The sequence below is a fragment of the Pseudomonas thivervalensis genome (assembly GCF_001269655.1).
In the GTDB taxonomy this organism is placed as follows: Bacteria; Pseudomonadota; Gammaproteobacteria; order Pseudomonadales; family Pseudomonadaceae; genus Aquipseudomonas; species Aquipseudomonas thivervalensis.
Window position 1 is genome coordinate 553,188 of record NZ_LHVE01000009.1, and the last position, 25,453, is coordinate 578,640.

Annotated in this window: 24 protein-coding genes; 12 read left to right on the top strand and 12 right to left on the bottom strand. The window is 62.7% G+C overall.

Annotated features, from left to right (window positions below):
• Positions 1-227: 227 nt before the first annotated feature.
• Positions 228-1,397 carry a Gfo/Idh/MocA family protein gene (locus AD659_RS14575; RefSeq protein ID WP_053122364.1) on the bottom strand — a complete coding sequence of 390 codons (1,170 nt, stop codon included), beginning with the start codon at positions 1,395-1,397 and terminating at the stop codon, positions 228-230.
• An 18-nt stretch (positions 1,398-1,415) separates the two neighbouring features.
• Positions 1,416-2,336, bottom strand: a complete 921-nt coding sequence (locus tag AD659_RS14580) for a TIM barrel protein (RefSeq protein ID WP_053122366.1) — start codon at positions 2,334-2,336, stop codon at positions 1,416-1,418.
• Between the two features lie 127 nt (positions 2,337-2,463).
• Here AD659_RS14580 and AD659_RS14585 point away from each other — a divergent pair, with 127 nt between their 5' ends.
• Positions 2,464-3,519: a LacI family DNA-binding transcriptional regulator gene (locus AD659_RS14585; RefSeq protein WP_053122368.1), complete on the top strand. Its 1,056-nt coding sequence runs from the start codon at positions 2,464-2,466 to the stop codon at positions 3,517-3,519.
• A 59-nt stretch (positions 3,520-3,578) separates the two neighbouring features.
• Here the strand turns inward: AD659_RS14585 and AD659_RS14590 are convergent, their stop codons facing one another.
• The gene (locus tag AD659_RS14590) at positions 3,579-4,673 is read right to left on the bottom strand and encodes an alkene reductase (RefSeq protein WP_053122370.1); all 1,095 of its coding nucleotides are present in this window, start codon (positions 4,671-4,673) and stop codon (positions 3,579-3,581) included.
• Positions 4,674-4,723: 50 nt separating this feature from the next.
• The gene (locus tag AD659_RS14595) at positions 4,724-5,563 is read right to left on the bottom strand and encodes a pirin family protein (RefSeq protein WP_053122373.1); all 840 of its coding nucleotides are present in this window, start codon (positions 5,561-5,563) and stop codon (positions 4,724-4,726) included.
• A gap of 121 nt (positions 5,564-5,684) precedes the next feature.
• On the opposite strand from AD659_RS14595, the gene AD659_RS14600 reads away from it, so the two are divergent.
• The 6 genes from AD659_RS14600 (at position 5,685) to AD659_RS14625 (ending at position 11,838) form a co-directional block, all read left to right on the top strand.
• Positions 5,685-6,599, top strand: coding sequence for a LysR family transcriptional regulator (locus AD659_RS14600; protein WP_053122375.1), 915 nt, complete (start codon positions 5,685-5,687; stop codon positions 6,597-6,599).
• Between the two features lie 431 nt (positions 6,600-7,030).
• Entirely contained in the window at positions 7,031-8,356 is a 1,326-nt protein-coding gene (locus tag AD659_RS14605; protein ID WP_053122377.1) for a flavin-containing monooxygenase, read from the top strand.
• Positions 8,356-8,766: a RidA family protein gene (locus AD659_RS14610; protein WP_003201555.1), complete on the top strand. Its 411-nt coding sequence runs from the start codon at positions 8,356-8,358 to the stop codon at positions 8,764-8,766. The genes AD659_RS14605 and AD659_RS14610 overlap by 1 nt, the downstream gene beginning before the upstream one ends.
• A 10-nt stretch (positions 8,767-8,776) precedes the next feature.
• Positions 8,777-9,451 (top strand): DUF1028 domain-containing protein, encoded by a 675-nt coding sequence (locus AD659_RS14615; protein ID WP_053122379.1) that lies wholly within the window; start codon positions 8,777-8,779, stop codon positions 9,449-9,451.
• The gene (gene argE, locus AD659_RS14620) at positions 9,444-10,613 is read left to right on the top strand and encodes an acetylornithine deacetylase (protein WP_053122381.1); all 1,170 of its coding nucleotides are present in this window, start codon (positions 9,444-9,446) and stop codon (positions 10,611-10,613) included. Before AD659_RS14615 ends, argE begins: the two co-directional genes overlap by 8 nt.
• A 244-nt stretch (positions 10,614-10,857) precedes the next feature.
• On the top strand, positions 10,858-11,838 hold the full coding sequence (locus AD659_RS14625; RefSeq protein WP_408003307.1) for an ABC transporter substrate-binding protein: 981 nt from the start codon (positions 10,858-10,860) through the stop codon (positions 11,836-11,838).
• 185 nt (positions 11,839-12,023) lie between these two features.
• Here AD659_RS14625 and AD659_RS14630 read toward each other — a convergent pair whose 3' ends face one another.
• Complete coding sequence (locus tag AD659_RS14630) at positions 12,024-12,935, bottom strand: LysR substrate-binding domain-containing protein (RefSeq protein WP_053122386.1); 912 nt, start codon at positions 12,933-12,935, stop codon at positions 12,024-12,026.
• A 320-nt stretch (positions 12,936-13,255) separates the two neighbouring features.
• Between AD659_RS14630 and AD659_RS14635 the strand changes: the two genes are divergently transcribed.
• The gene (locus tag AD659_RS14635) at positions 13,256-13,873 is read left to right on the top strand and encodes a hypothetical protein (protein ID WP_053122387.1); all 618 of its coding nucleotides are present in this window, start codon (positions 13,256-13,258) and stop codon (positions 13,871-13,873) included.
• 222 nt (positions 13,874-14,095) lie between these two features.
• On the opposite strand, the gene AD659_RS14640 is transcribed toward AD659_RS14635, so the two are convergent.
• From AD659_RS14640 to AD659_RS14660, 6 genes are all read right to left on the bottom strand, one after another.
• Positions 14,096-15,298, bottom strand: coding sequence for an NAD(P)/FAD-dependent oxidoreductase (locus AD659_RS14640; RefSeq protein ID WP_053122389.1), 1,203 nt, complete (start codon positions 15,296-15,298; stop codon positions 14,096-14,098).
• A 236-nt stretch (positions 15,299-15,534) separates the two neighbouring features.
• Positions 15,535-15,909: a response regulator transcription factor gene (locus tag AD659_RS14645; RefSeq protein WP_053122391.1), complete on the bottom strand. Its 375-nt coding sequence runs from the start codon at positions 15,907-15,909 to the stop codon at positions 15,535-15,537.
• A gap of 142 nt (positions 15,910-16,051) precedes the next feature.
• The gene (locus AD659_RS14650; RefSeq protein WP_053122392.1) at positions 16,052-16,870 is read right to left on the bottom strand and encodes a helix-turn-helix transcriptional regulator; all 819 of its coding nucleotides are present in this window, start codon (positions 16,868-16,870) and stop codon (positions 16,052-16,054) included.
• A 5-nt stretch (positions 16,871-16,875) separates the two neighbouring features.
• On the bottom strand, positions 16,876-17,415 hold the full coding sequence (locus AD659_RS29300) for a kinase inhibitor (protein ID WP_082341933.1): 540 nt from the start codon (positions 17,413-17,415) through the stop codon (positions 16,876-16,878).
• Positions 17,416-17,517: 102 nt separating this feature from the next.
• A complete protein-coding gene (locus AD659_RS14655) occupies positions 17,518-18,183 on the bottom strand; it encodes a response regulator transcription factor (protein ID WP_053122395.1) in 666 nt (221 codons plus the stop codon).
• Positions 18,180-19,631 (bottom strand): sensor histidine kinase, encoded by a 1,452-nt coding sequence (locus AD659_RS14660; RefSeq protein WP_053122396.1) that lies wholly within the window; start codon positions 19,629-19,631, stop codon positions 18,180-18,182. Before AD659_RS14660 ends, AD659_RS14655 begins: the two co-directional genes overlap by 4 nt.
• Positions 19,632-20,045: 414 nt before the next feature.
• On the opposite strand from AD659_RS14660, the gene AD659_RS14665 reads away from it, so the two are divergent.
• On the top strand, positions 20,046-20,987 hold the full coding sequence (locus tag AD659_RS14665; RefSeq protein WP_053122398.1) for a LysR family transcriptional regulator: 942 nt from the start codon (positions 20,046-20,048) through the stop codon (positions 20,985-20,987).
• A 24-nt stretch (positions 20,988-21,011) separates the two neighbouring features.
• Here AD659_RS14665 and AD659_RS14670 read toward each other — a convergent pair whose 3' ends face one another.
• Positions 21,012-22,022 (bottom strand): GlxA family transcriptional regulator, encoded by a 1,011-nt coding sequence (locus AD659_RS14670; protein WP_153044024.1) that lies wholly within the window; start codon positions 22,020-22,022, stop codon positions 21,012-21,014.
• A gap of 150 nt (positions 22,023-22,172) precedes the next feature.
• Here AD659_RS14670 and AD659_RS14675 point away from each other — a divergent pair, with 150 nt between their 5' ends.
• From AD659_RS14675 to AD659_RS14685, 3 genes are all read left to right on the top strand, one after another.
• Positions 22,173-23,165, top strand: coding sequence for a helix-turn-helix domain-containing protein (locus AD659_RS14675; RefSeq protein ID WP_053122402.1), 993 nt, complete (start codon positions 22,173-22,175; stop codon positions 23,163-23,165).
• A 69-nt stretch (positions 23,166-23,234) separates the two neighbouring features.
• The gene (locus AD659_RS14680) at positions 23,235-24,167 is read left to right on the top strand and encodes a SphA family protein (RefSeq protein WP_053122405.1); all 933 of its coding nucleotides are present in this window, start codon (positions 23,235-23,237) and stop codon (positions 24,165-24,167) included.
• Positions 24,168-24,179: 12 nt separating this feature from the next.
• On the top strand, positions 24,180-25,436 hold the full coding sequence (locus tag AD659_RS14685) for an MFS transporter (protein WP_053122407.1): 1,257 nt from the start codon (positions 24,180-24,182) through the stop codon (positions 25,434-25,436).
• Positions 25,437-25,453: the final 17 nt, after the last annotated feature.

The window sequence follows — 25,453 nt, forward strand, 5'->3', positions numbered from 1 at the left end:
AGGGAGCTTGCTCCCGCTGGACTGCGCGTAGGAGCTGTGTAGGAGCTGTCGAGTGAAACGAGGCTGCGATCTTTCCCCAGACACTTGAATCTCAAGTGAAAGATCAAAAGATCAAAAGATCAAAAGATCAAAAGATCAAAAGATCGCAGGCTTCGCCAGCTCCTACAGGTCCAGCGGGAGCAAGCTCCCTCGCCACAGATGTTTTTTCCAGGCTGACGGGTATTGGGTCAATAGATGACCCAGGTTGAATCCTGGTTGGCTGATTCCACACAGCGCTCGACCCAGCGCACACCCTCCACCCCTGCATCGATGTCGGGGTAGCGCAGGGCGGCCAGCGCCTCAGCATCACCACGGTCCGCTGCATTCATAGCCAGGGCGAAGCGGCGATAGAGATTGGACCAGGCCTCGAACAGTCCTTCGGGGTGACCGCCACCGATGCGGTCGTCCTGCAGCGCATCGGGGTGCAGGTAGCCCATGCCGCGTTCCAGGATCTGCGCGGGTTGGCCCTGGATCTCGAAGCTCAGTTGGTTGGGCCGCTCGTCCCACCACTCCAGGCTGGCCCGGGCGCCGATCACGCGGATCTTCTGCCCGTGCATCGAACCGGCATTCACCGCGCTGGACCAGACCATGCCCATGGCGCCGCCTTCGTACTCCATCAAGGTGTAGGCGTTGTCTTCCAACGGGGCGCGGCTGGCGACGAAGCTTTGCCGGCTGCACATCAGGCGTTTGATCTTGAGGTCGGGCAGCATCACCTTGGACAAATACAACGGGTGCGTACCGACATCCCCCAGCACGTAGCTGGGTCCGGCCTGGCGCGGGTCGACGCGCCACTGGGTCGCCTGGTTTTGGGCCTCCACCGGCGCGCTGTGAAAACCATGGGCGAACTGCATGTGCACCATGCGGATCTCGCCCAGTGCCTGCGCCGCGATCATCGCCCGGGCCTGTTCGATCAACTGGTGCCCGGCGTAGCCATAGGTCAAGCCCACGATGCGCCCCTTGGATTGCGCCAGGGTGCGCAGCGCCTCGGCCTGTTCGAGGGTAAAACACAGCGGCTTCTCGCAGACCACATGCAGCCCGGCTTCCAAGGCAGCATGGGTAATGGCGTAGTGGGTGCCGTTGGGCGTGGCGATCGACACCGCTTCAATCCCGTCGTGACGTTGCGCTTCAAGCTCGAACAGGCTCAAGTAGTCCGGATAGCAGCGCTCGGGGTCGATGCCCAGTTGCTCGCCAAAGACTCGGCCACGGGTGGGATCGATATCCAACGCCGCGGCGACCAATTCGAAGTTCCGGTCGCGCAGGGCGGCCGAGCGATGGATATAGCCGATCTGGCTGTATTCGCCGCCACCGACCATGGCCCAGCGGATGGGCCGCGTGATTGTTTTGCTGCCGTTGATCATGTCGTTGTCCTTGTGTGATCAGAAACCGATGCCGGCCAGGTAGGCGCGGCTGGCGGCCACGTCGTCGAGGCTGCTCCCGGCGTTGCGTGGGTCGCGCTCCTGTTCGACGGTGATGCAGCCGACATAGCCCAATTCGTGCAGGAGGTTGTGCAGCGCCAGGTAGTCGATGACGCCACGCCCGATGGGGCACATCACGCCCCGGGCGCAGGCGGCGAAGAAGCGGATGTGTTCGTTCAGCACCTGGTCGAACACGTCCGGGTCGATGTCTTTGAAGTGCAGGTAGTCCAGGCGATGGGCGTAGGTGCGCAGCGAGGCGACCGGGTCCATGCCGGCGTAGTACAGATGCCCGGTGTCCAGGCAAAGCCCGGCGACTTCATGGGGAATGTCGTCCACCAGGCGCGCCAGCTCATCGGCGAACTCGATGTGGCCGCCAGCGTGGGGATGGACCACGGCGCGGATGCCGTATTGATGCCAGGCGATGTCGGCGATGGCGCGGATGTGCGCCATCATTGCCTGCCAGCGTGCATCGTCCAGGCGCGGCGCGCGGTCCGAATGACCGGCTGCGTAGTCGCGTGCCTCGTGGCCCCAGTCGATGATCACCAAGTAGGGCCCGGCATGCCGCTGGCCGGCTTGCCGCTCCATGGGCGGCAGCTGTTTGAGCAACGTGCAGATGTCGTGGGTCTGGCGCAGCAGTTCGGGCAGGTTGGTGGGGGTGACGAGGTCGTCGAAGACCGTCCCGGCGACGACATGCAGACCCTGTTCAGACAAGGTCTGAACCAGGGTTCCGTCCAGCGGCAGGTAACCGTACGGCCCCAGCTCGATGCCGCGATAGCCAGCCTCGGCCGCTTCGCCAAGTACCCGGCGCCACGGTGGCAGGAAAGGGTTCTTGACGTCGTCGACGCCCCAGCAGCAAGGCGCGGTGCAGATATGGATCGTCATGGGGCACTCCGGCTGTGTTTGTTTTTATGTGCTTGGCCTGATGCTATTGAGTTGCCGGAGAGGGGGCCATGGGGCGATGGCTTAATCTGTCAAAACCCCTCATTATGCCGAGTAGAGGTGTCAAAACATGTCAGACCAGCGCCGCCGTAAACTGCGTCCCACCATGGCCGATGTGGCCCGGGAAGCCGGGGTCAGCCTGTCCACCGTCGACCGGGTGCTGAACCTGCGCGCCGATGTGCGCGCCGACACTGCCCAACGCATCGCCGCGGCTGCCGCGCGGTTGGGGTTTCATGCCAAGGGGGTGATCGAACAACGGGTGCTCAACGACCGCCCGACCTTGCGGCTGGGTTTCCTGTTGCAGAAAAGCGGCGTGCCCTTTTACCAGGGGCTCGCCCACGCCTTGTCGAACGCCGCCGCGACCTGCTCGCGAGCACGGATCCGCATGGTCATCGGCTATCTGGACGATCTCGATCCGGTCATCGTCGCGCAACGCATCCTGGCCCTGCGCGATCAAGTTGACGGCCTGGGCGTGGTGGCGGTGGATCATCCCCGGGTCCGGGAGGCGGTTGCGCAATTGCGCGAGACGGGCGTCTCGGTGGTGGCGTTGCTGTCGGAGCTGTCCAGCGCCAGTGGCACGGGGTATGTCGGGTTGGACAATCGACTCACCGGCCGCACGGCAGGCTGGTTCGTCAGCCGCCTGGCGAATCGCCCTGGTGCTGTGGCCGTCATGCTCAGCAGCCAGCGTTTCCAGTGCCAGGAGTTGTGTGAGCTGAGTTTTCGCAGTTACCTGGTCGAGCATTCCAGCGAATGGGAGCTGCTCGCGTCGCGCCTGACGCTGGAGGACGATGAGTTCGCGCATGGCAATACGCTGGATTTGCTCACGGCCGAGCCCGATCTGGCCGGGCTCTATGTGGCCGGCGGCGGCATCGCCGGCGTATTGCGGGCCTTGCGCAGCCTTCAGGAACAGCAGCTTCGCCTGCCCGTGGTGGTGTGCCACGACTTGACGCCGTTGACACGCGAAGCGTTGAAAACGGGGCTGGTCCAGGCGGTGCTGTCCCATCCCATCGTGACCATGGCCGAACAAGCGGTGGAAGCACTGGTCGAGGCCGCGACAGCCACCCCGCCAGGCCCGGCGCCGAGGCGGGTGGTGCCGCTGCAGGTTGATGTGCCGGAAAGCACCTGACAGTTTGATGCATTCTGAGCCACCCATCGCGAGCAGGCTCGCTCCCACAGGTCTAGGTATTAAGCCTGCTGGCCTGCTTGAGCCTCAGCCAAGGTCGGATAGTCCGTATAACCGCGCTCGTCGCCCTGGTAGAACGTGGACGCGTCGGGGGTGTTCAGCGCCTGGCCCCGTTTGAACCGTTCCACCAGGTCCGGGTTCGCCAGGAACGGTGTACCGAACGCCACCAGGTCGGCTTCACCACGGCTGATGGCAGTGGCGGCGCGTTCGGCGCTGTAGCCGCCATTGGCAATGTACGTCCCGCCGAAGCGACGCTTGAGTTCCAGGAAGTCGAACGGGCCTTCGCCCAATTCCACGATGTGCAGGTAAGCCAGGCCATAGCGGCTGAGCATCCTGGCGGCGTAGTCGAATGTTGCTTGCGGGTTGCTGTCGCTCATCGAGAAGTAGCTGAAGATCGGCGACAGGCGCACGCCGACACGGCTAGCGCCGAAGACTTCGATCACCGACTCGACCACTTCCTTGAGGAAACGGGCGCGATTCTCGATCGAGCCACCGTAGGCATCAGTGCGTTGGTTGGTGCCGTCACGCAGGAATTGGTCGATCAGGTAGCCATTGGCGCCGTGGATTTCCACGCCGTCGAAACCGGCCAGCTTCGCGTTGACGGCCGCCTGGCGGAAGTCGGCGACCACGCCGGAGATTTCATCGAGTTCCAGCGCCCGTGGCAGTTCGTAGGGCTTGAGGCCTTCGGGGGTGTAGATCTCGCCATCGGCCTTGATCGCCGAAGGGGCGACGGGTTGGGCGCCGTTGACTTGCACCAGAGGATGGGAAAGACGGCCCACGTGCCAGAGCTGCAAGAATATCTGCCCGCCCTCGGCATGGACCGCGTCGGTCACCTGTTTCCAACCGGTGATTTGCTCAGGGGTAAAGATTCCTGGCGTTCTCAGGTAACCCTTGCCCTGGGCCGAGACCTGGGAGCCTTCGCTGAGGATCAGGCCGGCGCTGGCGCGCTGGCTGTAGTACTCGGCCATCAGGGGGGTGGCGGCATCGCCTGCACCTGCGCGGCTGCGGGTCATCGGCGCCATGATCATGCGGTTTTTCAGGGACAACTTGCCGACTTGAGTACGGGACAACAGAAGATCGAGACCGATGTCAGTCATGATTCACCTCTAAGGGATCGGGTAGGAACAGGCATTGAATCGAGGGTCGGTCAGGCCAACCGACCCTCTTGTTGCAAAAGGGCGCCGATGCGCTGGATCTCTTTCTCGCCTTTTTCCAGGGCAGCCTTGCTGGTGTGCACGGAGTAATAGCCCGTCACCAGGTCGTGGGGATGCTTGACCGCCGAGCCCAGCACGAAGGAGGTCGCGCCCCGGGCAACGATGTCGATGGCCGCGCCGGATTCTTCGAACACCACCATTTCCCCGGCGTTGACGTTGCCGTTGGCGCTGAGGCTGCCGCTGTTGACCGCCAGCCAGGCAACCGTGTGCCCGGCCGGTGGCGTGTAGCGCCAGTGCTCGTTGTCTTGCAACTGCACGGCGAGATAGTTCATCCCCGCTGGCGCCGCGACACTGCTGCGGGCTGTGCCGTATCGGCCGAGCAATACCCGCGCCGGACCTTCCCGGGGGATCTCCGAGGACGCCAGGTAGAGGCTGTGGGCCGGGGCATTTTCTTCCGCCGCCGGCAGTGCAATCCAGAGCTGGAAGCCTTGGATCGGCGAACCTGCAATCGGCCGGGCGGTGTGCCAGACGCCGTTACCGGCTTGCATCCACTCCATGCCGCCGCTGGGCAGGGTGCCGGACTGGCCAGTGGTGTCTTCGTAGATCACCTGGCCTTCGATCATGTAGGTCAGCGTGGCGATCCCGGAATGTGGGTGCATGCCGAAGCCCCCTTGCATGGCATCCGCCTTGGCGACAAAGCGATCGAGAAACACGAACGGCTTGCAGAGCTGGCCCAGGTCGCCGGGGCTCATGAGTCGAGTGATCGGCCCATGGCTGCTACCCGAAGTACGATGGACGATGGCGCGCGGTGGCGCTGCGACGATGCTGTTCATGGGTTGCCTCCAAGTCATGGGCGTTGGGCCTCGATGCGAGAAGGATAAGTGCCTGCCAATAGATTGATAAGCCGATACAATCGGATTGAACTCATCCATAAAACGAAGGAATATCGGCGCCATGCTCGATCTCAACGATGTTGCGCTGTTCGTTCAGGTGGTCCGCAGTGGCAGCTTCGCTGAAGCGGCCAGGCGGCTGGGCATGCCTTCCAACACCGTCAGCCGACGGGTTCAGCAGTTGGAGGCGCAATTGGAGTCGCGACTTTTGCAGCGCTCGACCCGCAAACTCACGCTGACCCATGCGGGCCAGGGGTTTTATGAGCGCTGCGTGGATGCGGTGGACGGTCTGATGGATGCCGGACAGGCACTGATGATGGGCAGCGAGGAGCCCAGCGGCCTGGTGCGCATCGCGGCGATGGCGGATTTTTTCGATTTCTTCCCGATGGAATGGGTGGCCGACTTCTTAGCCGCACATCCTCGGGTGCAGCTCGATTTCGTACTCAGCGACGCCCGAGTCGACCTGATTGCCGATCGCATCGATGTGGCCTTTCGTGGCGGTCCGTTGCAGGATTCGGGGTACGTCGGTCGCCAACTGCTCAAGAACGACGGCGACGGCATGGTGGCCAGCCCCGCGTACATCGCCGCACGCGGTGCACCGGCTTCGTTGCAAGACCTGTCCCGTCATGACGCCGTGAGCTTCGCCCACCCCAGCGGCATGGCCCATTGGCGACTCGTCGGCCCGGACGGCGTCGAGGAGCAGGTGCAGATCGCCAGCCGCTTCCACGCCAACACCGCCCAAGCGCTGCGCAGGGCGACCGTCGCAGGCCTGGGCATTGCCGTGCTGCCGGGAGCGCTGAGCGCCCTTGACCTGGAAGCCGGAAGACTGGTGCGTGTGCTGCCGCAATACCAACGCACCGGCTTCGGCTTGAATGTGCTCTATCCGAGCCGGCGGCAGTTACCGCTGGCGGTTTCGGCCTTCATCGGGTTGGTGATGGAAAAGCTGGAACTCAAGGCGTTTCCGGCGCGGATGCAGTGAGTGAGGCGCTCAGGCCGGTGTCGTGGCGGGATAAGCACATGGTGTGCGGTACCTGAATACCGTGGCGAGGGAGCTTGCTCCCGCTGGCTGCGCAGCAGCCTAAAAAGCTGAGCACTATCTGCCTGTCTGGCCGCGGTGACGGGTTTGGGGCCGCTGCGCAGCCCAGCGGGAGCAAGCTCCCTCGCCACAGGTTCCGCATGTATCAAATTTAAATAAGACGCGCCTTGTTCCTGTAATCATCACGCCCGCGCAGCAGCCCATCTTTTTCCTTCCCAGCAACGACAAAAACCCTCGTTTCGCAAATCCTCGCCTGCCAACACAATCGCCTCGACACCTCATTTCGATAACCGCAACCACAGAACAACAAGAAACCGAACCCGAGGCGGCGCCATGCCCGCCTGAACCAAACCTACTGCCGGAAGTGCACAGACATGCCCGTTGAAACCCTACAGATCGATACGCTTGTGATAGGCGCCGGACAGGCCGGCGTGGCCATGAGTGAGCACTTGAGCCGGCAAGGCGTGCCTCATCTCGTCGTGGAGCGCAGCCGCATTGCCGAGGCCTGGCGCACGGCGCGTTGGGATTCCCTGGTGGCCAACGGACCGGCCTGGCATGATCGCTTCCCGGGACTGGAATTCGAGGGGCTCGACCCGGATGCCTTCGCGACCAAGGACCAGGTGGCCGATTACTTCGAAGCCTATGCCCGCAAGTTCAATGCGCCGATCCGTACCGGCGTGGAGGTCAGGCGCGTCGAGCGCAATGTTGGCCGTCCGGGTTTCACCGTTGAAACTTCCGAAGGCCTGATCGAAGCGATCCACGTGGTCGTCGCCACCGGGCCGTTCCAACGGCCAGTGGTTCCACCGATTGCGCCGGATCTGACGTCGGTTACCCAACTTCACTCGGCCCAGTATCGCAACCCCGGGCAATTACCCGAGGGAGCAGTGTTGGTGGTGGGCGCCGGGTCGTCGGGGGTGCAGATCGCCGATGAGCTGCGGCGCGCCGGCAAGCAGGTCTATCTCTCGGTGGGAGCCCATGACCGTCCGCCCCGGGCTTATCGCAACCGCGATTTCTGCTGGTGGCTAGGCGTGCTGGGCGAGTGGGATGCCGAGGCGGTCAAGCCAGGCAAGGAACACGTCACCATTGCGGTGAGCGGTGCCCGTGGCGGCCATACCGTGGATTTTCGCCGATTGGCCCACGAAGGCATCACCCTGGTGGGGCTGACGAAATCGTTCAACGGCAGCGTGGTGACCTTTGAAGCGAACCTTGCTGAAAACATCGCCCGTGGCGACGAAAACTACCTGGCGCTGTTGGATGCCGCCGACGCCTACGTCACCCGCAACGGCCTGGACCTGCCCCTCGAACCTGAGGCTCGCCACCTGCCCCCCGACCCGCAATGCCTGACCCAGCCGGTCCTGGAACTGGACCTGGTCGCCGCTGGCGTGACCAGCGTCATTTGGGCCACCGGCTACTCAGTGGATTACAGCTGGCTGAAGGTCGACGCCCTCGGTGCCAATGGCAAGCCTCGGCATCAGCGCGGCGTTTCCAGCGAGCCGGGCTTGTATTTCGTCGGCTTGCCCTGGTTGTCGCGACGAGGCTCGGCCTTCATCTGGGGCGTCTGGCATGACGCCCGGCACATTGCCGATCACATCGTGAAGCAACGCATCTACCTCGCCTATCAAGACGCTGCCCAGCGCCAGGCCCCGGCCCTGGGCAGCGATTCACTCCGTTCGAAAACCAGCCTTACGGGAGTCCGCTGATGCCTACTCACACACGTATTCGCATGTTCAACACCAAGGACACCTACCCGAACCAGACGCTGGATAACGACCTGTGCCAGGCCGTGCGCGCCGGCAACACCGTCTACGTGCGTGGCCAGGTCGGCACCGACTTCAACGGTCAACTGGTGGGCCTTGGCGATCCTCGCGCCCAGGCCGAGCAGGCCATGCGCAACGTCAAGCAGTTGCTGGAAGAGGCTGGCAGCGACCTGAGCCACATTGTCAAGACCACGACGTACCTGATCGACCCGCGCTATCGCGAGCCGGTGTACCAGGAGGTCGGCAAGTGGCTCAAGGGCGTGTTTCCGATCTCGACCGGGTTGGTGGTCAGCGCGTTGGGCCAGCCGCAGTGGCTGATGGAAATCGATGTGATCGCGGTGATCCCTGAATGAGGAGCAGAGCATGACCTTTTCCATCGTTGGACGCTGTGCCGAAACCGGCCAGTTGGGCATTGCCATCAGCTCCTCGAGCATTGCCGTCGGTGCCCGTTGCCCCTGGTTGCGCGCGGGCGTCGGCGCGGTGTCGAGCCAGAACATTACCCTGCCGGCCCTGGGGCCGCAGATTCTCGATGAACTGGCCGGCGGCCTGGCGGCGCAAGCGGCGCTGGAGCGGACCCTGGGGCGCAATGGCTACAGCCAATACCGCCAGGTGGCGGTCATCGATGCCGAGGGCCGCACGGCGATTTTCAGTGGCGAACATACCCTGGGCACCCACAACGCCGTGGCCGGTGCGCAATGCGTGGCGGCCGGCAATCTGTTGGCCAACGCTGCGGTGATCGAGGCCATGGTCACCGCCTTCGAGGACGGCGCTGGCTGTCTTGCGTCACGCTTGATGAGCGCGTTGCAGGCCGGGCAGGCGGCGGGGGGGGAGGCCGGGGCGGTGCATTCGGCGGCGCTGTCGGTGGTCGATGACCTGACCTGGCCCATCGTCGACCTGCGGGTGGACTGGGCCGAGGAAAATCCCATCGGCGAGCTGGACGAACTCTGGCTCGCCTATGAGCCGCAACTGCAGGATTACCTGACCCGCGCGCTCAACCCGACCCTGGCACCGAGCTATGGAGTGCCGGGTGATGAGTGAGCTGCGCAGCCGGGCGTTGCTCGAACGGTTGGTGGGTTTTGCCACGGTCAGCCGTGATTCGAACCTGGCCTTGATCGAGTTCGTGCGCGACTACTTGCAACGACTGGGCGTGCACAGCGAGCTGATCTACAACACCGAGCGAACCAAGGCCAATTTGCTGGCAAGCATTGGCCCGTCGGTGCCCGGTGGCGTGGTGTTGTCCGGGCACACCGATGTGGTGCCGGTGGACGGGCAGGCCTGGACGGTCGATCCGTTTTGCCTGAGCGAGCGGGACGGCAAATGGTTCGGGCGGGGCACGGCGGACATGAAGGGGTATCTGGCCTCGGTGCTCGCGGCGGTGCCGGTGTTCTTGTCCAGCCCGCTTCGGCGACCGGTGCACCTGGCCTTCTCCTATGACGAAGAGGTGGGGTGCCTGGGGGTTCACAGTTTGCTGGAGGTATTGGTTCGGCGGGTTCCGCAACCGGCCCTGTGCCTGATTGGCGAACCCACCCAACTCCAACCGGTGTTGGGGCACAAAGGCAAGTTGGCGATGCGTTGTCATGTTAAAGGGTCGGCCTGTCATTCGGCCTACGCACCTTATGGGGTCAACGCCATCGAGCAGGCAGCGCGCCTGATGGGGCGACTGGACGAGATCGGTGCAGAGCTGGCCGAGCCGTCACGGCACGACCCGCGCTTCGACCCGGCGTTTTCCACGGTGCAGGTCGGGGTGATCCAGGGCGGCACGGCGTTGAACATCGTCCCGGCCGACTGTCGTTTCGACTTTGAAGTGCGGGCCTTGCCGGATTTCGATCCCCATGGGGTGGCCGAGCAATTGCAAGCCTATGCCGAACAGACCCTGCTGCCGGCGATGCAGGCGGTGGCGAGCGATACGGCGATCCGCTTCGAAAAGCTGTCGGCCTACCCAGGCCTGGCCACTTCTCCCGACAGCGCGGCCGCCCAATGGGTTGCGCGACTGTGCGGCAGTGACGCTTTCAGCACCGTCGCCTTTGGCACCGAAGGCGGGCTGTTTCACCAGGCCGGCGTGCCGACGGTGATCTGTGGCCCCGGCAGCATGGATCAGGGGCACAAGCCTGACGAGTACGTGAGCGTCGAAGAAATGGTCGCCTGCGATCGCTTGATGGATCGGTTGGCGAGCTACCTCAGTGAGCCCAATGGTCCGTGACCAGGAGGTGCCCAAGGTGAACGATTTCCGTTGCAGGAAAATGCTGGCGGCCCGTCAGGCCGCCATCAACGAAGGGGCCGACCAGAGCCTTATTGCTGTAGATCCCACCGCCCGCGCTTACGGCCACCCTTGAGTCCCGTCGCTGGCTCGTGCGGGCGAGCCGGCATTTTCGAGGAACCGCTTCATGTCCAGAATCTTGCGTTGCAATATTGCGTGTGCATTGGCGTTGTTGAGTTCCAGCGTCATGGCCGCGCCCCAGAGCTTGACCGTGATTTCTTTTGGCGGCGCCACCAAGCAGGCCCAGGACAAGGCCTACTTCCAACCCTTCAACGCCAGTGGTGCAGGAAGCATCGTCGCCGGCGAATACAACGGTGAGCTGTCGAAGATCAAGGCCATGGTCGCGGCCGGTCACACCAGTTGGGACGTGGTCGAAGTGGAAAGCCCGGAACTGCTGCGAGGCTGTGAGGAAGGCTTGTTCGAAAAGCTCGACCTGACCGGCCTTGGCGACCCGGCGAACTATGTGCCGGGTGCGCTCAATGAGTGCGGTGTCGCTACCTACGTGTGGTCGATGGTCCTGGCCTATGACCAGACCAAGCTGGCCAAGGCACCCAGGTCCTGGGCGGACTTCTGGAACGTCGGCGAGTACCCGGGCAAGCGCGGCCTGCGCAAAGGGGCCAAGTACACCTTGGAAATCGCCTTGCTGGCCGATGGGGTCAAGGCGCAGGACCTGTACAAGGTGTTGAACACCCCGGAAGGCGTCTCCCGAGCCTTCGCCAAGCTGGACCAGATCAAGCCGAACATCCAATGGTGGGAAGCCGGCGCCCAACCGGCTCAATGGCTGGTGGCGGGGGATGTGGCGATGAGTGCGGCCTACAACGGGCGCATCGCGTCGGCGCAGAAGGAAGGCATGAAGCTGAGCATTGTCTGGCCGCAGAGCCTGTACGACCCGGAGTACTGGGCCGTGGTCAAGGGCACGCCGAACAAGGCCCTGGCCGAGCAGTTCATTGCCTTTGCCAGCCAGCCGCAGACCCAGAAGGTGTTTTCGGAGAACATCCCTTATGGTCCGGTGCACCGCAAGACACTCGCGTTGTTGCCGACGGCGGTACAGGAACAGCTGCCCACCGCCGAGGCCAACCTGGCTGAAGCCCAAGCCGTGGACGCGGAGTTCTGGGTCGACCATGGCGAGGAACTGGAACAACGGTTCAACGCCTGGGCGGCTCGCTAGACAGCGAACCGCGCTTGAGGCGAACACCGTTTTTTGTGGCGAGGGAGCTTGCTCCCGCTGGGCTGCGCAGCAGCCCCAACATATTCACCGCGGTGTGCCAGGTTGATTTGGTCAGCCTGGTTTGGGGGCGCTTCGCACCCCAGCGGGAGCAAGCTCCCTCGCCACAGGGGGTGGTTGACTGGGTCTCAGGCCAGCCACTGCCTGAACTGTTCCTTGCAGTAATCCACGAATAACTGGGCCGGTTTGGTCAGGTGGGTGCGCTTGAGCCAGCCGGCCACCAGCGCCGAACCGGTCACGTCCTCGGCGATGTCGACACACACCAGGTGTTGCCCGTCGTAGGTGCAGGTGGAATGCGGGCGGGTCACCAGTACGGCGAAACCGAAGGACTGGCCGACCATGCCCCTCACCATCTCAATGGAGGGCGAGCTGAAGACAATGTTGGGCGTCAGGCCCAGCTCTTCGAAAATGCTCACGAAATAGGTGCGGCTGGGCTGCACGTCCAGCAAAATCATCGGTTCGAGGGCCAGGTCGCGTAGCGACACCTGGGCCTGATCGGCGAAGCGGTGCCCCGCGGGCAATAATGCATAGGGTCGTTGCGGTGCCGTCAGTGCTTCGGTCTCGATGGTGCTGTCGAGGTCGTGTTCATAGAAGATCGCCAGGTCGAAACGCCCACCCGTGAGGCCTTGCACCAGCTCCTGTTGCTCGCCATCCTGCACACGGATTTCCACCCCGGGAAAACGCTCGCGGAAACCGGCGATCAGCCGCGGCAGGTAGAGCGGGGCGACGGTTTCGAAGCAGCCGATGTCGATCTGCCCGCTGACCACGTCGTTATCGGCCAGCGCGTTCTGCTCGAACTCCCGGGCCATGCGCAACAACTCCTGGGCCTTGCGATAGAAACGCGCGCCGCCAGGCGTCAACGATACGCCTTGGGCGTGATGACGAATGAGCAATTGCACGCCGAAGCTGTCTTCCAAGCCCTTGATGGCGGTGGCGATCGACGGCTGGGCGATGTATAGCTTGCGGGACGCTTCAGCGACGCTGCCACATTCGACCGTGGTGACGAAGTACTTCAGCTGACGCAAGGAATAGGACGCCACGGCACACCTCGATCCGGATGATGACTGCCTACCTTACCTCGTGCGCAAGGCGTAAGGGGTGGGCATTGATACGGATTTTGCTGGGCATTGACGATATTCAGGCTGGCTTGGGGACGAGCCTGAAAAAAACGCCTGCGCAATTATCGTTGGCAGGCGTCTGGGAAAGACCGGCGCGGATGACGTAGATGAGCCGTGGCGCCCCATTTTGCATTTTTTTTCTCGGCGGCTAGTCTCAGTTGGCGTGCTCTGCAGGGCCCTTGAAATTCTGGACGAGTTCAACAGCGGCCCGATGTCAACCCGATCAAGACAGGGATAATCTTATGCCGGTTGTTTTGCATCAGTTCACCGTGGCCGTGGGCGGCGTCATGAATCCAGGTTATCTCGAAGCGTTGGAACTGGCCCGACAATGCGCGACCCATGCCCATACCCAGGCCCTACCGGGCGCTGGTATTGCCCACGGTTCTTGTTGGGCCGCCTTGGCAACGGTGCCCAATCCGGGCGCAGGTTTTCCCTTGGGCAATGCCGTAGCAGGCGGGGCGGCCTTGCCGTATGGCGTGGTCTTTGGAAATTCACGCTTTTCAATCGTTGGCGCCTTTGCTGTAGTGCCCGGCGCGCCTGCGGTCGGGTTTTCCGGTCATGCGGAGCGTAACGCCTTGGTGGTGGCGGGCGGCAATGGCTTGGTGCCCTATGGCCTCGTCGCGCCGAATGCCGGTGACTGGGTGATGTACGTTCAATTGCACCCCTGCGTACACTGTTTGCCATGGCTGCAAGGCGTCGGAGGTGGAGGACTGCTTAATCCTTTTGCGGGGCTGATCGCCGGGGCCCAGAACCTTCATGTCTGGTATCGCTGGGCACATAATCCGCTCGGGTGTGCAGCCAAGGACACCTGGAACGGCCTGCCGTTGGCGACCAAGCTCGCCCAGATCAATACCTGGTAGGCAGCCCCGTGATTGGAGAAACACCTGTGGGAGCGAGCCTGCTCGCGCTGGCTGCGGATCAACCCACATCAATGTTGACTGACGTACAGCTATCGCCAGCAGCCATGCCCCCATCGGTTTTATGCTGGTTTCCATAAAAAAACGCCTGCCCAAGCATCATTGGCAGGCGTCTGGGAAAGACCGGCGCAGAAAGGAGGACTGGCCGGGGCTGGAAACGGGGGCTCAGGCCACCGGGATCAACGGATCGGCCGCGGCCAGGGCGGTCGCGCGATCTGCCGCCGGCGGATAGATCCACACGGTGTTGATCTGGGTCTTGAGCTCCTTGGCTTCCTGCCCGACCAACTTGAGCTGGCGATCCCAACCTTCGGTATACACCGCACCCCAGGCGCCGAGGTCCAGGCAGGTCACGTATTTGGGCTGGCTGTAGGGCATCGGCGCCACGCCCAGCAAGTCGGCCGCGACGTTGTTGCCGGCATAGCGGCCCAAGGCGATGGCGTGCTGGCAGGACATCGCCGCGTAGTTGCCCAGGGCATCGGTGGCGGCGTAGGCCACATCACCGGTGGCGAATATGTCGTTCTGGCCCAGGACTTTCAGGTTGGCATCGACGTGCAGGCGACCCTGGCGATCGCGGGTCCCGGGGACCTGTTGGGTCAACGGACTGGCGCGGAAGCCCACGGTCCAGATCACGGTATGGGACTCGATACGCTGGCCACTCGACAGGGTGACGCCACCGGCATCCACCGATTCGACCGAGGCGTTGAGGATCCACTCGATGCCCAGGTGCTCGGACGCTTCGACAAGGGACGGCCGGATGCCGTCGCCCAGCGATGCGCCGATCTGCGGGCCGCGATCCACCACGATGACCCGGATATCCGCGTCTTCACCCAGGACAGCGCGCAGGCGTGCGGGCATTTCGGTGGCGGTTTCGATCCCGGTAAAACCGCCACCGGCCACCACTACGGTGTTGCGGGCCGGGCTGTCCGGCAGGTTTTTCAGAGACTTGATATGGGCTTCGAGACGGCTTGCCTGTTCGATTTCATCAACGTCGAAGGCATGCTCGATCATGCCTTCGAGGTCGGGGCGAACCAGTTGGCTGCCCGCCGCGAGCACCAGGCGGTCGTAGCCCAGGGTGCCCTGGGTGCCGAATACATCCACGTAGCCAACCCGCTTATTGTCGACATCGATACTGCTTGCCGAGCCTTGTACGAATGTCACGCCTACCGCGTCGAACAGACCACCCAGCGGTGCGGCCATGGTGTGGACGTCCGGCTCGTAGAAACGAGGTCGGATGCGCAGCTCGGGCTGGGGCGCAAGGACGCTGATCTGCACGTCATTACGATCGTGTTGGTCCAGCAGCCGGGCCGCGCTCAATGCGCTCCAGACCCCGCCGAAACCCGCGCCAACCACCAGAATATGTTGTTTCATGATGAGCTCCCGAAGACGAAATCGATACGTTGAATTGTTTAACTCTTTCAGCGTGACCGTGTCGCGAAGTACTCCAAAAGCGCCTGGCTGCAATGAATTGTCATCGAGCACATTCAGTTTCGGTTCGCTGTGGGAAAGCTTATGGGCAGGACCTTTGTTTGACACTTCTACATAAGGTCATCGGGCCCATGCCTGGGTAGGGGGGAGCTATACGAAGGTATGAGGGCGCGACGTAGTCAAGCAGACCGGGCAAGTACCGACTCGATGCAGGCGATCAACTCAGCGCAGTCGAAGGGTTTCGGGAAAAATGCCACCGGCTCGGGCACGTCAGCGCTGACGCGGGGTGGCACGCCAGGGTAGCCGGTGATGAAGATGATCGGGATACGGATGCCCAGGGTCGACAATCGATCGTACATCTGAATGCCCGTCATGCCTGGCATTTGAATATCCGATATCAGGCACGCTGTGGTTTCTAGTTCGCAGGAAGATAAAAAATCCAAGGCGCTGGCGTATGTTTTAACCCGATATCCGTGGGAGCGTAACAAGCCATCCAGTGCAATTCGAACGGACTCATCGTCATCAATTATTGAGAGAGTTGCGGTGTTGGACATGTCGATACCTGGAGGTGATATCAGGTAGCCATAAAGGCGCCCTTGTCAGTGCAAGATACGCCGTCCAATGGTCCCGCCAAGTATACGTGTGTATGAACTTTCCACTGCTTGCCACGCCAGGAAGGGGATCTCAGCGCAATGCTTAGATCGCTGCCCGCAATTCACGTGGCGACAGGCCATAATGTGAGCGAAAGCGTACGGCAAAACGTGAGGCCGAAGCGTAACCGCAGGCACCGGCAATTTCACCGATGGGACGAGAAGTCGTTTGCAATCGTTGCAACGCTGTCGCCAGTCGAACGCCCTCCAGAATGCTCCTGAAACTGTTCCCTTCATTCGCCAGTTGACGACGCAACGTCGATTCGCCCAGGTTCAGGTGTTGTGCAACGCTCGCCACCGTCCAGTCTCTCTCCGGGCTGCCCATGACCATCTGCTGTACACGTTCGCAGATGGGATCATTGCGACCCATCAGCAGCGGTCCGACCAGGCCGCCAAGGCATAGGCTCAGGAGAACCGCTTCCCCATAGAGCGTGCGTAATGCGTCCGGCGCGTTCGCATTGATAGAGGCCAGCAACTGATCCCATGCCTGTGTCGTGTGCCTGTCCAGAGGAACGCATAGATCGGTCTTCAGTACACCGCGATGGCTCATGATCTGCTGGCTGTATCGGGTGGTGAAGTGACGCAATGTCGAGAGGGGAAAGGTTACCGCATCGGCGACGTAGTGGCCGTGAGGTCCGGGGAAGTTTGAGAGGCCAAGCTCGCGTCCGGCCGGCATCAGAATCAGATGTTGTGGCCCCGCGCGCATCTCCCGGTCATCCCATTGCAACAGTTTTTCTCCCTGTCGCACTCGGCACACGGTGGTCACGAACACCGGCACCCTTGGCAAGGTAAGGGGCTGTCGCGCCCGTATGACACATGCATCGATAATGTTTTCCCGGTGCTGTATGCCGTCACAAGGGCGCATCGTTCTTAACGTCCGTAAGTTGAAGTAATGGTCGCTTTGGCCAGGGCGTTGGCGTTGAGCATATACCCAACCAAGGCGCCACTGGCCTCACCGTCGAGTGGTAGCTTATCGACTTTCAAAGCCCATACGGTGAATTGATAGCGATGGGGTTTATCCCCCACCGGTGGGCAAGCCCCGCCAAATCCCGGCTGGCCATAATCGGTTCGCCCTTGTACTGCACCGGCAGGCAGGTTCGCTCCCACGCCTCTTGGCAAGCCAGTGGTCGAAGTGGGTAGGTTAACCACCGTCCAATGCCACCAACCACTACCGGTCGGTGCATCAGGGTCATAGACCGTGATCGCGTAGCTTTTAGTACCTGCGGGGGCGTTTGTCCAGGACAGCTCAGGAGACGTGTTGCCACCTTCGCATCCGAAGCCTTGGAACACTTCGCGACGGGTCAGCGGGCGATTGTCAGCAATATCCCGGCTGGTCAGTGAGAAGTCGGCAGCGTATCCACTGAGTGTGACCGCCATGGAAAGTGCAGGCAGGATCAATCTGATATTCATCGCGATTCCATTTGAGTCTTGAAGTGAAGTGCGAGTCTAGGTCGAACAAAGCGCGCTGACTGTGCCGAAACGCTCGGCAAAAGTGCCGAAATGCTCGATTGACTATCGACCTGTGTCATCCAGACGCTTACGCGATTCCAGCACTTGGGCCATGCGCACCAGATCGGCGAACGAGCGTGCGCACATCTTGCGCATGGCTTGGCCGCGGTGAATCTTTACGGTGATTTCGCTCAAGCCCAGTTCCCCGGCGATCTGCTTGTTCATCAGACCCGACACCGCCAGCGTCATGACCTGCTGTTCCCGGGGCGTCAAGGTGGCGTGGCGGTCAAGCACTTGCTGATGGCTGCGTTCGGCGCCGCGCCGCTGGCGGTCCTGGTGATGGGCCGCGGTCACGGCGTCGATCAGGTCTTGTTCGCGGAACGGCTTGGCGAGGAAATCCACGGCACCGGCCTTCATCGCCCGCACGGTCATGGCGATGTCTCCGTGACCGGTCATGAACACGATCGGCAGGTGGACGTTGGTCGCAACCAACTGGCGCTGGCAATCCAGGCCGCTGGTGCCTTGCAGCCGCACATCCAGGACCAGGCAACTGGGCTGGTCGGGCCTGGGATGGCTCATGAATTGCGCGACCGAATCGAACAGATGCACCTGCAGGCCGATGGAGCGCAGCAGGCTGCCGAGGGATTGGCGCAGCGGCGCGTCGTCGTCAACGATATAGACGATGGGGTCGTTGTCGTTGAGCGGGTCTGTAGTGGGTATGGCATTCATTGCCCGCTCCCCGACAGAGCGGTGCCCGTGAGTTGCGGCAGCGCGAAGGTGAACGTGGCGCCTTGGCCGACCTCGCTGGTCGCCCAGAGCCTGCCGTCATGGAAATCGATGATGGAGCGGCAGATGGAAAGGCCCATGCCCAGGCCGTTTTCCTTGGTGGTAAAAAACGCATTGAACAGGGAGGGCAGCACCTCGGGAGCAATGCCGGTGCCTTGGTCAGTTACTTCCAGCAACGCTTCGTCATCCTTTGTCCAGGTGCGTATGCGCAGGATTCGTTCGTGTACCTTGGCCCCGTCCATGGCATGACAGGCATTGATGATCAGGTTGATGATCACCTGCTGCAGTTGCACCCGGTCGGCGCTGACTTGGACGTTGGCCGCTGTCAGGTCGACGTTCGCTCGGACTTTATGATGCGCCAGTTGCGGCTGGACCAGGCTCAGTGTCTCGCTGACGATATCGTCCAGTCGCTCGCACTTGCGCAACGGATCGCATTTGCGCGACAGCGCCCGGATACCGCTGATGACCTCGCTGGCGCGACAGCCGTTGGCGACGATCCGGTCGAGGCAATCCAGGGCTTCCCCGAGATCGGGTTCCGGACGTTCGAGCCACCGGCGGCAGGCCTCGCCGCTGCTGGTGATCGCCGTCAGGGGCTGGTTGACTTCGTGTGCGATGGATGCGGCCATTTCCCCCAGGGAGGTCAAGCGAGTGACATGGGCCAGTTGGCTCTGGGTGCGGAACAAGGCTTCTTCGGCCTGTTTGCTGGCGGTGATGTCCATGAGTGCGCCGAGGTACTGGCAACGGCCATGCTGGACCAGCAGCGGGCTGGCGATCATGTGGATGTGCTTGATGCGTCCATCCGGCATCAGCAGCCGTAGCTTGACCTCGATCTGCGGTTCGCCAGCGGCGGCCTGCTGGAAAACCCTGCGTGCCAACTCCAGGTCTTCGGGATGCGTGCGTTCCAGCAGCATCGACACCGTGGGGATTCTGCTGGGTGGGTACTCAAAGATCCGCGCCGACTCCGCCGACCATGACATCACCTGCCGATCACCGTGGAAACCCACGCTGCCAGTCTGGCTCAAGCGCTGTGCGCCGATCAGGTACACCTCGTTGTGCCGAAGGCTGTCGGACGCCTGCTTGCTGCGCAGGGCCAGGAAGGCAATGGCCGACAGTGCGGTCAGGCAGCGGAAGAAACCGGTGGTCGATTCCCAGCGATGATAGCCGCCGTTGTACAAGAACATCGCGGTGAGCAAGCCCATGCACATCAGCGCGACGGTGATCACCAGGTTGATGGAAAACAGGTTGGCCGCCATCAACAACAAGGTGATGTACAGCAGGGTCGGGGCCAGGTCGGAATGGGTTTCGGAGTTGATGATGAAAATCCCGCAAGCCACCACCAGGCCCACCAGCCAGCCCAGGGCGTTGACCAGCGGGTGGGGACTGATGCCCATCGGCGGCCGAGGCCCGCTCTGGCTTGGCGTGTATCGAAGGCTGTCATAGACATTCTTGAGCATCGCGGAGGGTAGGGGCACGTTGGCAGACCTTCTGTTATTACATGGTCTCGCTCTGGGATGTCGGAGACAGAGCATCGGTTCGTATCTTACGAAGCGCCGCTTTGCCCGAGGTAGGACATAAAACCCTGAAATCCCGCCAGGCCGTGCCAACACCTCTTTTGTGGCCTGGGTATATACCGAAGTATCGGTGACGTTGCCCAAAGGGTGAGGCAAGTGTCCCCACGTACAACAGACCGGGTGCGCTGCGGGGATTACGCTTTCAACACCTCGTCGCCGCAGGCCTTGATGGAGGACGCAGGCGATGAACGTGTCCACTCCTGACTCAATGGCCTGGCGCCTGGGGCGACGACTATGATGAACAGAAATGACCTGCGTCGTGCTGACATCAATTTGCTGGTGGTCTTCGAAACCATGATGCACGAGCGAAACGTGACCCGCGTCAGCGAAAAGCTGTTTCTCGGCCAGCCAACCATCAGCAGCGCGCTGGCACGCTTGCGGTTGATGTTCGATGACCCCTTGTTCATCCGTTCGGGGCGCTTGATGGAACCAACTTCCCGGGCGCGGGAAATCTTCTCCAATCTTTCACCGGCCCTGGACGGCATCGCCGCTGCCTTGAGCCGCTGCCAGGCATTCGAGCCGGCCACCAGCGAGGCGACCTTCCATGTCGGCCTTTGCGATGACGTCGAATACGCGCTGCTGCCGGAGCTGTTGCGGCGCCTGCGGATCGAGGCACCTGGCACCACCTTGGTGGTGCGCCGGGCCGATCAATGGCAGGTGTCCCAGCTGTTGGCCAGCGGCGAGATTTCCCTGGGCATCAGCCCGACCCTGGAACTGCCGGCCAATGCCCGGCGCAAGACATTACGGCCGATTCGACCGATGCTCTTGCGCGCCGATTCGCAGCCTGGCGAACTGACCTTGGACGAATTCTGCCGCCGGCCCCACGCAGTGGTGTCGTCCATGGGCAATGTCATCGATGATTCGGACCGCGCGTTATGCCTGGTGGGCCGACAGCGGCGGGTGGTGTTGACCGTGCCGCAGTTCAGCGCCTTGCCCGTGCTGCTGGCCCAGAGCGACATGATCGCCATCGTGCCGGATTACGTGGCCCAGGCGATGGCGATGACGACCGGCATGCGGGCGCAAGCGGCCCCGATCTGCCTGCCCCAGCACGCGCTTTCCATGGTCTGGCGTGGCGCTTCGCACAATGATCCGGGGGAGCGTTGGTTGCGTTCCCGTTGCAGCGCGCTCCTGGCCGAGCAGGACGAGTCGCAGGAGCGATCCAGGCGAGTGGCCTGACAGGACGACGCAAGGTTTTCCCGCTCAGCGGGAAAACCGATTGCGGTACTCCCGGGGGGAAATCGACAGGTGACGCTGGAAGGTATGGCGCATTCGTTCCTCGTCACCGAAACCGCAGGACCGGGCGATCTGGTCGATGTTGCGCTGGGAGTCTTCCAGCATTCGACGCGCGGCTTCCAGGCGGAACATCTCGATGGCTTTGGCCGGGGTTCGACCGGTCAGGCGTTTGTAGACCCGGGCGAAATTGCGCGGGCTCATCCTGGCCTGGCGGGCCAGCCGTTCGACGGTGAGGTCGTTGTCGTCCAGGTGTTCGGAGATCCAGACATGCAGTTCGTCGAACCCGGCGCTCTCCTGCATCTGCAATTGCAACAGTTGGCTGAACTGCGCCTGCCCGCCGGGGCGCTTGAGAAACACCACCAGCTCACGGGCCACCTGCAGGGCCACGTCGCGACCGCAATCGGCTTCGACCAATGCCAGGGCCATGTCGATACCGGCGCTGACACCGGCCGAGGTCCACACGTTGTCCTGCTGGATGAAAATCGCATCGAGGTCCACCTCGACCGAGGGGAACACGCTCTTGAGCATGTCGCACATGGCCCAATGGGTGGCGGCCCGGCGTCCGTCCAGCAAGCCGGCCTGGGCCATGAGGAAGGTGCCGCTGCACACCGATGCGGTGCGCCTGGCCTGGACCGAGGCATAACGCAGCCATTGCACCAGGTCGACACAGTCGATCATCGCCTGCTGTATGTCCGGGGCGCCGGGCACGATCAGCGTGTCGATGAGCGTCCCGTCGAGCTCATGCAGGGCACGGGTATCCACCACCAGGCCTTCGGCGCTTTGCATCAACCCACCGGCCAGGCTGGCGGTGTGCATGGCGTAGCCGGGCAGGCCGCGTTCGGTCATGGCTTTGGTGGCGGCCCAGAACACGGTCTGGGCCCCGGTCAGGTCCAGCAAGCCCATCTGCGGGTAGGCGAGGAATACCAAGGTGCGCGGTTGGCAAATGGACTTGGCGGCGATGCCGATCTCCAGGGTCATTTCGTTCATGATCGCTTCGCGCTGGATTTTTGTCAGGGGCGGTCAACGAGTCTATCCGTTTTCGGCACAATTGAACGAGTGGCCTGCCAGGCGGAATGGAACTTGCCTGGGTTTGACCCATAAGCCCTGGAATCAGCAAAGGTCGGGTCAATGAACAATGACAACATGGCGCAGCCCGTGGTCTCGTCGGACGGGTTGCCGATGCTGCCGATCAATCGGTTTCGCACCACGGACATCGACGAGCACGCCCGGAACATGGGCGGCTGGCAGGTGTGCTATGACCAGTTGACCCCCGGGCGCTTCGACGGCGAGTTGATCGAGTTCCGCTCGGACTGGATGCAACTGGTGCGCGACCGCTCTAATCAGGCCCTGACCAAGCAAGGCATGGCCTGGGAGGGCGCCATCACCTTCAGCGTGCCGCTGAGTGCGGACGGGCCGGTCTTTTGCTCCGGGCACCCGATTGTCGAGCCCAGCCTGTTGGTCGCCCGTGGCCATAACCTGCCCGAGCTGCGTACGCCCCAGCATCTGGATCTGCTCGGTGTCGCCATCGACGAGCAGGCGTTGGAGCATGTGCTGGAGCGCCAAGGCAGTCGCTTTCGAATTACCGATCTTCCCAAGTGTTACCGTCTCGGCAACTCGACGCTGCCCGCCGAGCTTGCGGCGTTGTTCGATGAGCTGGAAGGGGGCGAGCAGGGGCGTGACTCATTGCTGGGGTACGAGTCGATTCGCCGCGGCCTGCGTGACACGGTGATGTTGCACCTATTGGAACTGGTGGCGCCGGACGAGGCGCCGCCGCTCAATCCCACCGCGCGCAAGCGCATGGTTGACCGTGCCCGGGAGTACGCCTTGGCCCATGTCGATGAGCCGCTGTCGATCCTCGACCTGTGCAACCACATCGGGGCCAGCCGACGCAAACTGCAGTATTGCTTCCAGGAGACATTGGGCATCAATCCCGTGGCCTATTTGCGGGCGTTGCGCCTCAATGCCGTGCGCCGTGAACTGCGCAGCGGCGGCCACGCCCAAGGGGTGCAGGAGGTGGCGGCACGCTGGGGGTTCTGGCACTTGAGCCGGTTTTCCAGCGACTATCGGGTGCTGTTCGGCGAGACGCCTTCACAAACCTTGCGTCGTACGCAACTGTGCTGAAAACGGATAACGGCTGACCGGCCGGCTCCCTAGGATGACCCCAACACCACAAGGTTGGAGGGGCATTCGATGAATCAAAATAAAAAAGCAAACGCCTGGTGCTGTACCGGGTTGACCTTGGGGCTGATCGGTGCGTGTGGCGCTGCCCATGGCACCGAAAACGGTGCGCCGACCACGGCGGTCGGGGTCTACGATTTCGGCGCGGGCATGATGCCGCCGGCCACGCCCTTCGGCACCGTCGGCCTGCGCACCGCGTTCTATTCGGCCAACGTGCAGAAAGACCGCCACGGCAAGTCCGTGGACAACAATTTCTCCCTGGATGTCTTGTCCATCGGCGTCGCCTACATGCGCATGACCGATTACACGGTGCTGGGCGCCAAGTATGGCTTCGGCGCCGTCGTGCCGTTCTTCCAGATGGACGCCTCGGTACGGGTGCAGACACCCATCGGCCCGCTGGACCTGGAAGCCGATCCGTTCCGCATGGCCGATATACAGGTGCTGCCGGTGATCCTGCAGTGGACCTTGTCGCCGAACCTGTTCGTCAACGCCCAGTTCCAGATCCAGGCACCCACAGGCGACTACGACAAGGATCGCTTGATCTCACCGGGTCTCAACCACTGGACCTTCTCACCGATCCTCAACGCCACGTACATCTCCGACAGCGGTTTCGAGGTGTCTTCGAGCTTCGAAGCCGACATCAATACGCGCAACCAAGCCACTGACTACAAGAACGGCGTCGAGTACCGTCACGAATTCGCCGTGGGCCAACACGTCGGCCCGTGGACCGTGGGCGTGGGCGGTTATTACTACCGGCAATTCACCGACGACGATGCGCCGGGCCTGGAAGCGGGCAATCGCGCCCGGGTGTTGGCGGTCGGGCCGGCGGTGAGCTACTTCCAGCCCGGCATGCCGCCGGTGTGGCTGCATGTCTACAAGGAGCTCGATGCGCGCAACCGCGCCGAGGGCTATACCACGGCGCTGCGTATTTCTCACAGTTTCTAAAAGGGGCTCGCCATGAACCAATCAAGTTCCGTTTCAACGACGGCCACCCCGTCGCGCCAGGCCAGTTGGCGCGAAGGCGGGGTGCTGATGCTGGGCAGCAGCCTGACGATCATGGGCGCGGTGATGGTCACGCCCATCCTGCCCAGGTTGGGCGCCGAATTCGGCCCCATGGAACCGCGCGCCGATCTGCTGGTGCCGCTGGCGATCACCGGCCCGGCCCTGGCGATTGCCGTGTGCGCACCGTTGGCGGGCTGGTTGGCCGACCGGGTCGGACGCAAGGCCTTGCTGGTGATTGCCACGGTGCTCTATGCCTTGCTTGGCGCGTTGCCAGCCCTGCTCGAGAGCCTGCCTTCGATTGTCGGTGCGCGGCTGTTGTTCGGTTGCACGGAGGCGGCGGTGATGACCTGTTGCGCGACGCTGATCGCCGACTATTGGCAGGGCGAGGAGCGGCTGCGCTACGTCAACCGCCAGGTCGTGACTATCGGTCTGGTGGGGGCACTGTTTTTCGTGGTAGGCGGTGTGCTCGGCGAGCATTCGTGGCGTGCGCCGTTCCTGTTGTATTTGCTGCCGTTGCTGCTGGTGCCGGCCATGGTGAAAGTGCTCTGGGAGCCGCCAGTGGCGAAGCCGCAGATGACCGGGCAGCGCGTCGATGAGTCGGCTCCGGGCAAGGTCGCCGTGCTGCCACTGCTGGTTGGCTACCTGATGATCCTGGGCGGCATGGTCCTGACGTTCATCATGCCGATCCAGGCGCCGACGCTGTTGGTCAGCCTGGGCATCACCTCTAGCACGATGATCGGCCTGGCCGCGGGGCTGAGCCTGCTGGCGACCTTGGGCGGCTCGCTGATGTGGCCGTTGCTGCGCCGCCGCTTCGGCATCGCCGGTTGCAACGCTCTGTTGCTCGGCCTGATGGGCCTGGGGCTGTGGCTGCTGATGCGCGGGCAAAGCTACAACGACGTGCTGGTGGCGGTGTTCGTTCAGGGCCTGGGGGCTGGGTTGCTGGTGCCCAACGTGATGGCACCGGTAATGAATGCCTTGACCGCCAGCACCCGCGGTCGGGGTATGGGCGGGTTTACCTCGTGCTTGTACATCGGCCAATTCGTCAGCCCGCTGGTGGTGGCCTTGGTGATTGTCTTCGCCGGCGACCTGCGTCACGCCATCCAGTGGCTGGCCCTGGCCAGTTTTGTCTTGGCGCTGCTCTGGGTCGTTGTCGGCCTGCGGGCTCGGGGTCAGGGACAGGCAAGCACTGTCGGCTCACATCAATCGTCGTGACATAAGGAAGCTGAAAC